Annotated in this window: 12 protein-coding genes; 7 read left to right on the plus strand and 5 right to left on the minus strand. The window is 75.5% G+C overall.

What is annotated here, in order from left to right:
• The first annotated feature begins 52 nt into the window (after positions 1 to 52).
• Positions 53 to 448, plus strand: coding sequence for a tetratricopeptide repeat protein (locus NLX94_RS17405; RefSeq protein ID WP_254383753.1), 396 nt, complete (start codon positions 53 to 55; stop codon positions 446 to 448).
• A gap of 18 nt (positions 449 to 466) precedes the next feature.
• Here NLX94_RS17405 and NLX94_RS17410 read toward each other — a convergent pair whose 3' ends face one another.
• Positions 467 to 724 carry a DUF6343 family protein gene (locus NLX94_RS17410; protein ID WP_254383968.1) on the minus strand — a complete coding sequence of 86 codons (258 nt, stop codon included), beginning with the start codon at positions 722 to 724 and terminating at the stop codon, positions 467 to 469.
• A gap of 76 nt (positions 725 to 800) precedes the next feature.
• Positions 801 to 1,424, minus strand: a complete 624-nt coding sequence (locus tag NLX94_RS17415) for a hypothetical protein (protein ID WP_254383754.1) — start codon at positions 1,422 to 1,424, stop codon at positions 801 to 803.
• Between the two features lie 167 nt (positions 1,425 to 1,591).
• Between NLX94_RS17415 and NLX94_RS38970 the strand changes: the two genes are divergently transcribed.
• The 3 genes from NLX94_RS38970 to NLX94_RS17430 all read left to right on the plus strand — a co-directional run bounded on the left by NLX94_RS38970 (position 1,592) and on the right by NLX94_RS17430 (position 7,764).
• On the plus strand, positions 1,592 to 2,887 hold the full coding sequence (locus NLX94_RS38970; protein WP_302169677.1) for a helix-turn-helix transcriptional regulator: 1,296 nt from the start codon (positions 1,592 to 1,594) through the stop codon (positions 2,885 to 2,887).
• Between the two features lie 783 nt (positions 2,888 to 3,670).
• Positions 3,671 to 6,559 (plus strand): DEAD/DEAH box helicase, encoded by a 2,889-nt coding sequence (locus NLX94_RS17425; protein ID WP_254383755.1) that lies wholly within the window; start codon positions 3,671 to 3,673, stop codon positions 6,557 to 6,559.
• A complete protein-coding gene (locus NLX94_RS17430; protein ID WP_254383756.1) occupies positions 6,556 to 7,764 on the plus strand; it encodes an SWIM zinc finger family protein in 1,209 nt (402 codons plus the stop codon). Before NLX94_RS17425 ends, NLX94_RS17430 begins: the two co-directional genes overlap by 4 nt.
• Here NLX94_RS17430 and NLX94_RS17435 read toward each other — a convergent pair.
• A complete protein-coding gene (locus tag NLX94_RS17435) occupies positions 7,745 to 8,290 on the minus strand; it encodes a hypothetical protein (protein WP_254383757.1) in 546 nt (181 codons plus the stop codon). The two genes, NLX94_RS17430 and NLX94_RS17435, sit on opposite strands and share 20 nt — an antisense overlap.
• Positions 8,291 to 8,453: 163 nt before the next feature.
• On the opposite strand from NLX94_RS17435, the gene NLX94_RS17440 reads away from it, so the two are divergent.
• The gene (locus NLX94_RS17440; protein WP_308402441.1) at positions 8,454 to 9,143 is read left to right on the plus strand and encodes a chaplin; all 690 of its coding nucleotides are present in this window, start codon (positions 8,454 to 8,456) and stop codon (positions 9,141 to 9,143) included.
• Here the strand turns inward: NLX94_RS17440 and NLX94_RS17445 are convergent.
• Entirely contained in the window at positions 9,136 to 9,810 is a 675-nt protein-coding gene (locus tag NLX94_RS17445) for a DUF2293 domain-containing protein (RefSeq protein WP_254383758.1), read from the minus strand. The two genes, NLX94_RS17440 and NLX94_RS17445, sit on opposite strands and share 8 nt — an antisense overlap.
• Positions 9,811 to 9,950: 140 nt before the next feature.
• Here NLX94_RS17445 and NLX94_RS17450 point away from each other — a divergent pair, with 140 nt between their 5' ends.
• On the plus strand, positions 9,951 to 10,340 hold the full coding sequence (locus NLX94_RS17450) for a cupin domain-containing protein (protein WP_254383759.1): 390 nt from the start codon (positions 9,951 to 9,953) through the stop codon (positions 10,338 to 10,340).
• A 37-nt stretch (positions 10,341 to 10,377) separates the two neighbouring features.
• Here the strand turns inward: NLX94_RS17450 and NLX94_RS17455 are convergent, their stop codons facing one another.
• Positions 10,378 to 11,823 (minus strand): WGR domain-containing protein, encoded by a 1,446-nt coding sequence (locus NLX94_RS17455; RefSeq protein ID WP_254383761.1) that lies wholly within the window; start codon positions 11,821 to 11,823, stop codon positions 10,378 to 10,380.
• A 92-nt stretch (positions 11,824 to 11,915) separates the two neighbouring features.
• Between NLX94_RS17455 and NLX94_RS17460 the strand changes: the two genes are divergently transcribed.
• Entirely contained in the window at positions 11,916 to 12,608 is a 693-nt protein-coding gene (locus NLX94_RS17460) for a uridine kinase (protein WP_254383762.1), read from the plus strand.
• Positions 12,609 to 12,688 lie beyond the last annotated feature (80 nt).

Genomic DNA, 12,688 nt, shown 5'->3' on the forward strand with positions numbered 1-12,688 from the left:
AGCGGACCGTGTGCGGGGCGTTGAACGCGGCTGCAGAGGGAAGGAACAGACCGTGTCCGACACCACGCCGCAGCTCCCGCCGCCGTCGCGGTCCTCGTCGCCCGAGACGCACGTCATCGACTACCGGGCCGCGGAGCAGCTCCTGGCCGCGCGCGACCCGCGCGGTGCGGTGAAGCTGCTCGACTCGGTCATAGCCGCCCATCCGGAGAACACGGCGGCCCGGCTGCTGCGCGCCCGGGCCTTCTTCGCCGCCGCCCAATTGCGTCCGGCGGAGCTGGAGTTCGAGATCGTGCTGGAGCGGGAGCCGGACAACGCCTTCGCCCACTTCGCGCTGGCCCGCACCCACGAGCGCGCCGGCCGGCCGGACCAGGCCCGCAAGCACTTCCGCCTCGCGGCCGCCCTGGACCCCCAGCCGGACTACCTGGCGGCGGCCCGCTTCGAGTCGTAGCCCGGCTCGGGACACCCCCTAGGGGTCGGGGGGCTCGTACGGGGGGATGTCGCGGCCCGGCTGGTAGTGGGGGCCCTGGTGGATGTGGCGGAGCACCACGGCCAGGTCCACGGCCGCGAGCACGGCGACGGCGGCGCAGGCCGCCGCCCACCCGGGCCGGGCGGCGAGCGAGAACGCCGCCGCCCCGGCACCGGACCAGATCAGCCCCCACAGGCTCAGCCAGAAGCGCAGCCGCAGCGCGCTGCGGGCGGTCACCGGCTCGTTCCCGGTGCGCATGGCCATCGCCGCCTCGATGTCGTCGCGACCCCCGGCTTCCCCGTCCCTTCCATGGTCCCACCGGGGGTGCGGCGCGTCAGGGGTTGAGCTTGTTCACGGCCCTGACGGTCGTCTTCTTGAAGGCGGAGACGGGTGCGTGGGACAGGTTCCCCATCTGCCCCCACTTCACGACCGTCACGGTGGAGCCGTCGCGCCCGATGCCGTACAGGTGCACGCCGGGCTCGGATTCCGGCATGGAGGTGTGCACCCCGTAGACGTGCGCGCCCTCCTCGACGGTGACCTTCCCGTAGTCCTGCCAGGAGGCCGTCCCGCCCGGAGACCGGCGCAGCCAGTCGGCGGCGCAGGCCGCCACCTTGCGCTCCAGGGCCGCCGCGAGCTTGACGGCCGCAGCGCTGGAGGACGTACGTACGGACACCTGGTCCGCGCCCGTGTCGAACTCGGTGGAGAAGACGCGGTGCCAGCTCCCGGTGGCGGGCAGCACGCCGTCCAGGCAGAACGGCGCGTGCTCGGGCAGCCCCTTGGTGACCTTCCCGGTGTACCAGGCGGAGCCGGGGTGCGGGGGCAGGTCGGCGCCGGTCAGGAACCCGGGCGCGGTGACGGCGGCCGTGGAGGTGGTGGAGGCGGTGAGGACGAGGGCGGTGGCGGCGGCCGCGGTGGCCGCGAGGACTGCGGTGGTCCGGGCGGTGGTGCGTCGGAACATGGTCGGTTCTCCCCGTGAGGTCCGTGAAGGTGTGGCGGTGCGGTGCGGTTCGCTTCGGTGCTTCTGGAGAAGGCTGTACCCCGTCCCGGGCCCGGGGCGGCGGTTCGGGACGAACTCGGGACAATGGAACGGCCGTACGTACCCTCAGCTGCGGGAACATGCTTGGCATGGAACGGAACTCCGGGACGGGGAGATCGGCCGAGGCGCAGGCTTTCGCACGGTTGATGAGGGAACTGAAGGAACGGAGCGGGCGGAGCTACGGGGCCCTCGCGCGGGTCCTCCACACGAGCACGTCGACCTTGCACCGGTACTGCGGCGGCGAGGCGCTGCCCGCGGAGTTCGCGGTGGTCGACCGCTTCGCGCGGGCCTGCGGGGCGACGCCGGCGGAGGCGGTGGAACTGCACCGGGCCTGGCTGCTGGCGGATGCGCGGCGGCGGTCGGGCGTGGTGGTGGAAGTGCCGGCCGTGGAGGAGCGGGATCGGGAGCGGGCGGAGCCGGAGGCGGTGGCCGCGGTTCCGGAGGTGCAGGGGCCGTCTACGTCGGTACCGGCACCGGTGCCGCGCAGGTCGGGCCGACGCCTGCTGCTGGCCGGGGTGGCGGTGGCAGCGGTCGTCGCCCTCGCGGTGGGCGTCGGCCTGCTTCCGCGGGCGGGCGGGGGCACCCGGGCACCCCAGGCCGGGCCGACAGCGGTTGCCACGACGGCGGGTGCGGGCGGAGCCACGGCGACCGGGCCCGTGGTGACGCCGACGGCGAGCGGCTCTCCGACGGGCGTGCCGTCGGGAGCGCCGACCTCGACCGGGCCGGCGGCGACGGGCGGCTCCTCGCCGCCGCCCCCGCCCTCACCCGCGGCCGTGCCGCTCCGGGCGGCCGTACGGTCGCACGTATGGGCCGCGGGCTGCGATCACGCGTACCTCGCCGCGGCGGCGCCCTCGGCGGTGCCCGCGCCCCCGGTGGAGGCGGACGCGGCCGCGTGGGCGGCGGGGCGCGGGGCCGTCCACGCGGGCACGCAGATCGTCGAGGTCACCCTGCTGGGCACGGGCCCGGACCCGGTGGTCCTGGAGGACCTGGAGGTACGGGTGACCGGCCGCCGGGCCCCGCTGCGGTGGAACGTGTTCGAGATGTCGCAGGGCTGCGGCGGAAGTCTCACCCCGGCCGCGTTCGCGGTCAACCTGGACGCCCCGCGCCCGCAGGCCCGGCCGGTGGCCGGCAACGATGCGGGGGAGAAGATCGCGGCCCCCGCCTTCCCGCTCAAGGTCTCGGCCGCCGAACCGGCGGTCCTGCGGGTGGTGGCGAGCAGCACCGGCTGCGATTGCGACTGGTACCTCGACCTCCGCTGGAGCGGCCCCACCGGCTCCGGCACCCTCCGCCTCGACGAGGCCGGCCGCCCCTGGCGGGTCTCCGCCGCCACCCCGGACCGCCCGGTCCACGGCTACGCCCACGACCGCGGCCGCTGGTCCCGCTGAATCACCATCCCCCGGGCCGGCCCCGGCCCTCCGGCACCGGGCACCGGGCACCGGGCACCCGGCACCCGGCACCCGGCACCCGGGCCCCTGGCCCACGGGCTCCGGCCCACCGGCCCCGGGCCCTCGGCCCCCTGCCCCCCGGCACCCCGTGGGCCCGGCACCGGGCCCCTGGCCCACGGGCTCCGGCCCACGGGCTCCGGCCCACGGGCCTCGGGCCCTCGGCCCCCCCGGCACCCTGGCCTCGGCACTCGGCACTCGGCACTCGGCATTCGGCACCGGGCCCCTGGCTCCTGGCCCACGGGCCCCGGGCCCTCGGGCCCTCGGCCCCCACCCCTCCGGCACCCCGGCACCCCGGCACCCTGGCACCCCGGCACCCGGCCCCGGCACCCCGGCACCCGGCCCCGGCACCCCGGCACCTGGCCCCGGGCCCCGGGCCCTCCGCCCCGGGCCCTCGGCCCTGAGCCCTCGGCCCCGGCCCTGAGCCCTCGGCCCCGGCCTCGGCCCTGGGCCCTCGGCCCACCGGCTCACCGGGGCCCTCGGCCCTGAGCCCCCGGCCTGAGCCCCCGGGCCCCGGCCCTGGGCCCTCGGCCCACGGGCCCCTGGCCCACCGGGCCCTCGGCCCACGGGCTCCAGCCCACCGGCCCCCGCTCCCGGGCCCTCGGCCCGCCGGGAAACGGGCAGGTCAGTGGGGCTGTCAGTGGGCGCGCATAGACTCGACGCACGAGGGGATCCGTCGGGTTGTGGTGGTGGCGGGGACTGCTGGAGCTGGGAGAGGGGGGCGGGATGGTCGTGGTGACGACGGGGGACGTGGCGGGGCGGGTCGGGGCCGGGCTGGCGCGGCATGCTGCCGTGTTTCTGCCCGCCGCCGTGCCCCGGGAGAGCCGCATCGCGTTCTGGGCTCCGGACGGGGACCCCCTGCCCGCCGAAGGCACTCCGGGCACGCTCCAGGTGGTCCGTCCCCACGGGGAGGGCGTCCGTACCCGCACCGTGCCCGCCGTCACGCTGACGGTCACCGCCGCCCTGCCCGTGCTCGTCGCGGCGGTCCGCAGGCCCGTCACGCATCCGGCGACCCGGGCCTGGGGGACCGCCGCCGTCCAGGCGCTGTCGCTCGTCGCGCGGGGCCGGCTGCTGCCCGGGCTGACCCCCGACGGGGTCGACGCCTGGCGGGCGGGGCCCCTGGACGCCGAGGACATCGGGCATCTGCGCGCGGTCGCCGCCGCCCTGCCGCCCGAGGGGTACGCCACTCCGCTCGCCGGACGCCGCCCGCTCCACCTCCCCGAACCGGAGGCACTGGTCAGGGCGTTCCTCGACGCCGTCGCCGACAGCCTGCCCCGGACCCCCGCGGCGCCCTTCGCCGCGGGCCGGCCGTTCGCCGCGCGCGAGCCGCAGCAGGTCCCCGGGATGCGGGACTGGGCCGCTCAGGTCGCCTCGGGCGCGGACACCGGAGTCGGGATCTCGCTCCGCCTCGACCTGTCCTCCTTCCGCCTCTTCGACGAGGCCGAGAGCGGGACCGAACCGGGCGAGGACCCGCGCCGCGCCGGGGCCGCCGTCGTCCAGGTGCACAGCCTCGCCGACCCGACCCTGGTCACGGACGCCGCCATGCTCTGGGCGGGCGCCGCCGCGGCCGGCTTCGGCCCCCGGGCCCGGATCGACGCCGTGCTCGCGCTGCGGCGGGCGGCCCGGGTCTGGCCGCCGCTGCTGCGGTTGCTGGACCAGCCGGTCCCCGATGTGCTGGCCCTCTCGGACCCCGAGCTCGAAGACCTGCTGGGCCGGGCCGCGACCCGGCTGGCGGAGGCCGGGGTCCTGGTCCACTGGCCGCGCGAGCTGGCTCGTACGCTCACCGCGACCGCGGTCGTACGGTCCACCGCGCCCGGTTCCGCCACCGACGGCACCGCGTTCTTCGACGCCGAGCACCTCTTCGCCTTCTCCTGGGAGCTGGCGCTCGGCGGGGACCGGCTCACCCCGGGGGAGATGGACGCGCTCGCGCAGGCCCACCGGCCCGTGGTGCGGCTGCGCGACCAGTGGGTGCGGGTCGATCCGGAGCTGGTGCGCAAGGCGCGCAAGCGGGAGCTGGGCCTGCTGGACCCGGTGGACGCGCTGGCGGCCGCGCTGACGGGGACGGCCGAGGTCGAGATCGAGGGGGAGCCGGTGGCCGCGGTTCCCGTGGGGGCGCTGGCCGCCCTGCGGGACCGGCTGACCGGGGAACTGGCCCCGCTGCCCCAGCCCGCCGGGCTCAAGGCCACCCTGCGCGACTACCAGGCCCGCGGTCTGGCCTGGCTGGACCTGATGACCTCGCTCGGCCTCGGCGGCTGCCTCGCCGACGACATGGGCCTGGGCAAGACCGTCACCCTGATCGCGCTCCACCTGCACCGCGACCGTTCTGAGCCGACGCTGGTGGTCTGCCCGGCCTCGCTGCTGGGCAACTGGCAGCGGGAGATCGAGAAGTTCGCCCCCGGGACGCCGGTGCGCCGCTACCACGGCGCCGGCCGCAGCCTCGAAGGGCTGAGCGGAGCGTCGGCCGGGGGATTCGTCCTCACCACGTACGGAACCATGCGTGCGGGAGCGGCCGAACTGGCCGGACAGCCCTGGGGCATGGTCGTCGCGGACGAGGCCCAGCACGTCAAGAACCCGCATTCGGCGACCGCGAAGGCGCTGCGCACGATCCCGGCGCCCGCGCGGGTGGCACTGACCGGCACCCCGGTGGAGAACAACCTCTCCGAGCTGTGGGCGCTCCTCGACTGGACCACGCCCGGCCTGCTCGGCCCGCTCACCGCGTTCCGCGCCCGGCACGCCCGGCCCGTGGAACACCAGACGGAGGAGGACGGGGGCAACGAGGCGGCGGTGGCCCGGCTCTCCGCGCTGGTCCGGCCGTTCCTGCTGCGGCGCAAGAAGTCCGACCCCGGGATCGCCCCCGAACTGCCGCCGAAGACGGAGACCGACCACCCCGTCTCCCTCACCCGCGAGCAGGCATCCCTCTACCAGGCGGCGGTCGACGAGGCGATGGCCGTGATCGGGGCGAGCGAGGGCATCGAGCGGCGCGGCATGATCATGAAGCTGCTGGCCTCGCTCAAGCAGATCTGCAATCACCCGGCGCAGTATTTGAAAGAGCACAGCTTGAAAGAGGCGGAGCCCCGGATCGCGCACCGTTCCGGGAAGCTGGCCCTGCTCGAGGAGCTGCTCGACACGATCCTGGCCGAGGGCGGCTCGGTGCTGGTCTTCACGCAGTACGTGACGATGGCCCGCATCATCGAACGCCACCTGACGGCGCGCGGGATCTCCCACCAACTGCTGCACGGGGGCACGCCCGTGCCGCGCCGCGAGGAGCTCGTGGACCGGTTCCAGGCGGGCGAGGTGCCCGTGTTCCTGCTCTCCCTCAAGGCGGCCGGTACCGGCCTCAACCTCACCCGCGCCGGGCACGTCATCCACTACGACCGCTGGTGGAACCCGGCCGTGGAGGAGCAGGCCACCGACCGTGCCTACCGCATCGGCCAGACCCAGCCGGTCCAGGTCCACCGCATCATCGCCGAAGGCACCGTGGAGGACCGGATCGCCGAAATGCTGGAAGCGAAGCGGGCCCTGGCCGACGCCGTCCTCGGCTCCGGCGAGGCGGCGCTGACCGAGCTCACCGACCGCGAGCTGGCCGACCTCGTCTCCCTGCGCAGGCCCGCGTGATCACCGCGCGCGACGACCGCCGCCGCACCTTCGAGACCGTGCCGCCCGGGGTGGAGGCCGTCAGCTGGTGGGGCCGGGCCTGGGTGTCCGCCCTGGAGTCGGTGGCCCGCGACGGAGCCCGGCTGACCCGGGGGCGGACCTACGCCGCCGAAGGGCACGTTGATGCCGTCACCATCACCCCGGGCCGGATCGTGGCCTACGTACGGGGCAGCCGGCCGCGGCCGTACCGCACCGAGCTGTCCCTGCCCGCTTTCTCGGACGCCGAGTGGAGCGAGCTGCTGGAATCGGTGGTGGCCGACCCGACGGCGCTCGCCGCGCTGCTGGAGCGGGAGGTCCCGGAGTCCCTCTCCGAGTCGGTCCTGCCCGGTGCGGGGGAGCTCGTGCCGCGCTGCTCCTGCCCGGACGTCGCCCGTCCGCCCTGCAAGCACGCGGCGGCCCTGTGCTACCGCGCCGCCCGGCTCCTGGACGCCGATCCCTTCGTCCTGCTCCTGCTGCGCGGCCGCGGCGAGCGGGAGCTGCTGGAGGAGCTGACCCGTCGCAATGCCGCCCACGCCGCGCGCGAACAGCCCGACGGGGCACCGGACTTCCCCGGTGTCCCGGCCCGCGACGCGCTCGCCCGCACCGTCCTGCCGCCGCTGCCCGCCCCGCTGGCGGCGCCGTCCGCCGTCGGGATGCCGCCCGCGTATCCCGCCGACCCGGCGGCCCCGGACCCGCTCGCCCTGGACCAGCTCGCCGCGGACGCAGCCGCCCGCGCCCTGGCCCTGCTGCGCACCGCCGAGGATCCGATGGCCGGGCTCAGCCGCTGGCAGGACGCCGTCCGGCTGGCCTCCGCCCACCCCACCGCCGGGCTCACCGGAGCCGCCCGCGCCCTCTACCGGGACCTGGCCCGCGCCACGGGACGCAGCACCACCGACCTGGCGCGGGGTGCCGCCGCCTGGAGGCAGGGCGGTCTGCCCGCCCTGCTCGCCCTCGAAGAGCCCTGGGATCCACCGGCCGGCCCCTTCGACCGGGCCCGCCCGGCCCTGCTCGCTGCGGTCCAGGGCCCGTTCCGCCCCGACCGCAACCGGCTCACCGGCCCGTCCCGCCAGCTCCGGCTGGGCCGCGACGGCCTCTGGTACTCGTACGAGAACCGCCTGGGTGACGACGACTGGTGGCCCACGGGCCGCCCTCCCTCCCCGGATCCGGTCACGGCCCTGCTGGGCTGATCCCGGCCGCCCAGCGGTCGAGGGTGGTGAAGTCCTGCGGGCGCAGGCCGTGGCGGGGGTGGATGCGCAGGAGCAGGGCCGGGGCCGGGTGGTGGGCGGCCACCCAGGCGACGTCCCGGGGCGTGATCATGTCGTCGACCCAGGCGAAGGGGCGGCCGGCCGCCCATTCCAGGAGGGGGCGCGTCTTCCAGAAGAGGCCGTCGGGGTCGCGGGTGAAGAGTTCCGGCCATTCGATGACAGGAAGATCAGCGGGTAGTCCGATGTGCGGGGAGATGAGCGTGTTGGCCTCGTGCGTCCAGGCCGTGGCCCAGGCGAGTTCGTAGGGCAGGGCCAGCAGCCGGGCGCCGTGGGCCGGGTGCAGGCGCACCCGCACGCCGCGGCGGGCGCTGCGGGATTCCGGTGCGCGGTAGGACAGCCAGATGCTCGGACGCATCCGGTGGCTGGTGTATCCGCGGAGCCCCGCGAGGCGGGACCGGAAGGGGTTGAGGGGGCCGTCCACGTCGAGGAGGAGCAGCGGGCGAGTCATGAAGTAGGGATTACCCAGTACACGATGGAGTGAAATGCCTACCGGCGCTATAACCCGAACGGGTCTGCGGCGTTGATTCCGGTACGGGTGCGATGCCCGTGAACCCCTCCGGAAGGCAGGACAGATGATGCGTCAGAGTCGTCGGAATGGCTTGATCGCGGCGGTGGTCGCGGGAGGTGGACTGGCGGTCGCGGGGGTGGGCGGCTTCGCCCACGCGGACGCGGAGGCCGATGGCCGGGCGGAGCGTTCGCCGGGGGTGCTGGCGGGGAACCTGCTCCAACTGCCGGTGCACGCACCGGTGAACGTGTGCGGGAACACCGTGAGCGTGGTCGGCCTCCTCAACCCGGCCGCCGGCAACCGGTGCGTCAATGCCGACCAGGGCGGCGGGAAGCCCGGGCATCCCGGGCCGCGGCCCTCCGACCCCTCGCACCCCTCGAAACCCGGCGCCGGAAACGGTGCGGGGAACGGTGCCGGCAGCGGCGGGCAGGGCCGGGGTGCGGTGGCCGACGGGCGCGGAAAGGATTCTCCGGGGCTGCTGTCCGGCAACGGCCTCCAGCTCCCCGTCGAGGTCCCGCTCAACATCAGCGGCAACTCGGTGAGCGTCGTCGGCGTCGGCAACGCCTCCGTGGGCAACACCTCCGTCAACGGCCCGGCCCCGGTCACCGTCAAGCCCGTCCAGCCGCCCGTGCGGCCCCCCGTCGCCGTGCGTCCGGTCACCCCGCCGGCGCCGCCGCGCAGCCACCCCTCGGCGCTCGCCCACACCGGGGCCGAGGATCTCGGATACCTGCTGTCCGGCGGCGGAGCCATGCTGCTCGGCGGCGTCCTGCTCTACCGCCGCTTCCGGCTCAACTAGCCTGCGCCGAAGTGTCGGAGGCCGCCCGCCAGCCGTCCAGGATCGCGTCGATCCGGGGCGCCAGCCGGGCCCGGGCGGCGAACCGGGGCACGCCCGCCATCAGCAGGGCGTCGTACTCGGTGTCGAGGTGCCGCACGGCCGCCCGTACCGCCGCGTACACGGCCGGCGGGTCGAGGGCCCGGCCGGCCGCACTGCGGCCCACCCGGCCGCTGCCGCGCACCGAGGCGTGCGCGGCGATGGCCCGGGCCCGGTCGGCGGGGCACCCCGGGAACAGGCGCAGGATCTCGGCGGCGAAGGCCGCCGTGAACCGGGTGTCCTCGGCCGCCCGGCGCAGCCGGTCGCGCTCCCGGCGGCGGGCCCGCGCCTCGGCGTCCGCGAGGCAGGCACGCTCGGCGCGGGCCAGGGCGGCGTCCTCGACGAGGATGCCCAGACGCTCGTACCGGCGGCGGCGCCGGTGGAAGCGGACCACGACGGCGGACAGCGAACTGGCCTCGTGCGCCCGCCGGGTGAGGGCCGTGTCTCCGCGCGGCAGGTAGACGAGGTGTCCGAGATCGGCGCAGTCCAGGCAGCGGGGCACGCCGGTCTCGCGGACGAGGCGGCGCAGGGGGCCCTGCCTGCACTCCGCGCAGTGGATCTGCTTCGTCGACTCGAAAACGACCAGGCTCATGCCGAACTGATACCGCCGTTCCGGCCTTATATCACCTTGTACGAACGGGTACTTGCGGTTTCACAGAGCCTTCCCCGACCTCAGGGTGTCCTCCTACCGTGAGTCGAGTGGGCCGCGGCCGGTCCATGGAGGAGGGAATCATGGCTGGACGGCAGGCTACGGCCCGGCGCCCGAGGGTGGCGGGCCGGCGTCCGAAGGCGGAGGTGGCCTCCGACCTCGTGGTGAGAGAGGTCGCGATAGAACCCGGTGGCTGCACCGGCTGGCACTACCACCGCGTCCCGCTGATAGCGGTCGTCAAATCGGGCACGCTGACCCGGATCCTGAGCGACGGAACCGTCGAGGTCCATCGCACCGGCACCAGCTTCGTGGAGCCCGCCGGCCGCCGCCACGTCCACCTCGGCCGCAATCTCGGCACCGACCGGGTCGTGCTCTGCGTCACCGCGGCCCTCGCCGAGGGTGACCCCTTCGCCCTCCCCGCCGGGGCCCCGCCCGGAGCCACGCCGTGCGCCTGCCCCACGCGGACGCGATGAGCTCCGGCCCCGCGCACCGCGACCCCCGGTCACCGGGTCAGACGAGCCGGCGGATCTCCCCGCGCACGCGGTAGAAGCCTCCGGCGGCCGGGTGCAGGCCGTCCACCACGTACCGGGCGCCGGGCTCCCGTATCCCGCGCGGGAACTGCACGTTCCACGAGGGCTCGAACCCGCCCGACACCACCTGGACGCGCATCCGCTGGCCCTGCTGCACGCACTCCACCACCACGCCGCCTGCGGGCACCGAGGCCACCGAAACCGTCGCCACCGCCGCGGGGCCGGCCGCCGGGGTGAACACGGGCAGTGCGGCCGCCGACTTCACGTCCACCGCCGTCGGCACGGACCCCTCGCGGGCGGCCGCGATCGCGGCCTCGCTCGCGTCCACGCACACCAGCGAACCGTCCGTGGTCACCAAGTACAGCCGCTCGTCCAGGTACTGCATGGACAGCGCTGCCCCGCTGCCGGTGCCCAGCTTCCACAGCCGGCGTCCGTCGGCGTCGAAGCAGTACACGGACGAGGCCAGGTCGCCGGCGAAGACGTGCCGCCCGTCCGGCGAGGTCGCGCACGAGTAGACCGCCGCGTCGCACCGGTACGAGGCCTCCAGCGCACCCGTCGCCTTCGACAGCCGCTCCACCGTGTTGCGGCCGGTCCCCGCGTACACCGCGTGGTCCTCCTGCCAGCCGAACAGCACCGACCCGCTGGTCGGCGTGTGCCACAACTCCCGCCCGCCGTCCGGGGCGTAGGCCGTGACCCCCTTGCTGTGGCCGTGGTAGACCGCCCGCTCGTCCGCCCGCACCATCCACGCGTTCGAACCGGACGAGCGCCGCGACCACTGGAACTCGTCCTCGTGGTCGATGACCGTCAGCCCGCCGCTGCGGTCGGACACGTTCAGCACGCCCTCGCGGATGTCGAGCCAGAAGATGTCCACGTCGTCGGCGATGTCGTACGCCCCGAACGGCACCTTCGAGGACAGGTCGTACACAGTGCCGTCGTCACAGCCCGCATAGATCCAGAACTCGTCCGCCACCAGGCACTTCACCCCGTCGGGCAGCGAGTACCGGGCGAGCACCTCGCCGTCGTGGCTCACCGTGTAGACGTCCCCGTCCTGGTTGCCGACCCAGCAGCGGTCCTCGTCCACGTGGATCCCGAAGGCGGAGGACCCCGTACGGAACCGCCACAGCACCGGGGCCACCGCGCGTGCGGTGGACGGGGTGGAGGTCACCTGGCGGCGCGTCACCGACCGGGCCGCGCGGGCTCCCTGCACCGCCGGGGCGTAGCCCTTGCGGACCTTCTCCCCGACCTTCTTGGCGGCGGCCGCCCGCGCCTTCTCGACGGTCGGGAAGGAGGAGCTCTGCAGCTGGCCGTCCGCGCCGATGCGGCCGTACCGCACCGAGACGGAGGTGCCGTCGACGACGACCTCGTAGAACTTGTGGGCACCGCCGCCCTCCTGGGACAGCTCCAGATACGTCGTCTCCCGAGCCATGACAGACCCCTCCCCAAGGCCGGGCCACCGGCCCCCTGTGCGCCGGTGATCCCTCCTGAAAAACGTTAGGGGCCACCACTGACAATGGGCTGGTGCAGCTGGAAGCGATCACATGGCAGCGGATGGCCGAGCGGCTCGCCGGTCACCTCGACGACGACAACGGCCGGGCCGAAGAGGAGAACGGCCGGGCCGAGGGCAAGGAGGCCCCCGAGGACCGGTGGCGGCGGGTGGGCATCGACGGGGCGCCCGCCGCCCGCACCGGGGTCCTCGCGGCGGAGCTCGCCGACGCGCTGCGCCTGCGCGGGCGATCGGTCCTGGTGGTGGCGGCCGAGGGCTTCCTGCGCCCGGCCTCCCTCCGCTTCGAGTTCGGCCGCGAGGACGTGGACTCCTACCTCGACGGCTGGTACGACACGGCCGCGCTCTGGCGGGAGGTCTTCGGCCCGACCGACCCCGGCGGCACCGGCCGGGTGCTGCCCGACCTCTGGGACCCGGTCACCGACCGGGCGACCCGCAGCCCGTACGCCGAACTCCCGCCCGGCGGCGTGCTGATCGTGCACGGCCCGCTGCTGCTGGGCCACTGGTTCCCCTTCGACCTCAGCGTCCACATCGGCCTCTCCCCGGGCGCCCTCGCCCGCCGCACCGAGGAGTCCGCCCGCTGGACCCTGCCCGCCTTCGCACGCTACGAGGCCGAAACCGGCCCGGCGGACCGGGCCGACGCCCTGGTCCGGGCCGACGATCCGCGCCACCCGGCCTGGACGGGCCTGCGCGGAGGGCATACCGGCTGACTGCGCGGGCCGCCGCGTACCCCCGCCCCGTCACGGAGGTCCGGGAACCGCAACGGGGGGATTCCGGCACGGTGACGATC

The sequence above is a fragment of the Streptomyces sp. TBY4 genome (assembly GCF_024213195.1).
Classification (GTDB): domain Bacteria; phylum Actinomycetota; class Actinomycetes; order Streptomycetales; family Streptomycetaceae; genus Streptomyces.

Excerpts from the sequence above, each read along its gene's own strand:
- NLX94_RS17455 (WP_254383761.1), bottom strand. The coding sequence starts at position 11,823 with ATGGCTCGGGAGACGACGTATCTGGAGCTGTCCCAGGAGGGCGGCGGT.
- NLX94_RS17425 (WP_254383755.1), top strand. The coding sequence starts at position 3,671 with ATGGTCGTGGTGACGACGGGGGACGTGGCGGGGCGGGTCGGGGCCGGG.
- NLX94_RS17445 (WP_254383758.1), bottom strand. The coding sequence starts at position 9,810 with ATGAGCCTGGTCGTTTTCGAGTCGACGAAGCAGATCCACTGCGCGGAG.
- NLX94_RS17410 (WP_254383968.1), bottom strand. The coding sequence starts at position 724 with ATGCGCACCGGGAACGAGCCGGTGACCGCCCGCAGCGCGCTGCGGCTG.
- NLX94_RS17450 (WP_254383759.1), top strand. The coding sequence starts at position 9,951 with ATGGCTGGACGGCAGGCTACGGCCCGGCGCCCGAGGGTGGCGGGCCGG.
- NLX94_RS17415 (WP_254383754.1), bottom strand. The coding sequence starts at position 1,424 with ATGTTCCGACGCACCACCGCCCGGACCACCGCAGTCCTCGCGGCCACC.
- NLX94_RS17435 (WP_254383757.1), bottom strand. The coding sequence starts at position 8,290 with ATGACTCGCCCGCTGCTCCTCCTCGACGTGGACGGCCCCCTCAACCCC.
- NLX94_RS38970 (WP_302169677.1), top strand. The coding sequence starts at position 1,592 with ATGGAACGGAACTCCGGGACGGGGAGATCGGCCGAGGCGCAGGCTTTC.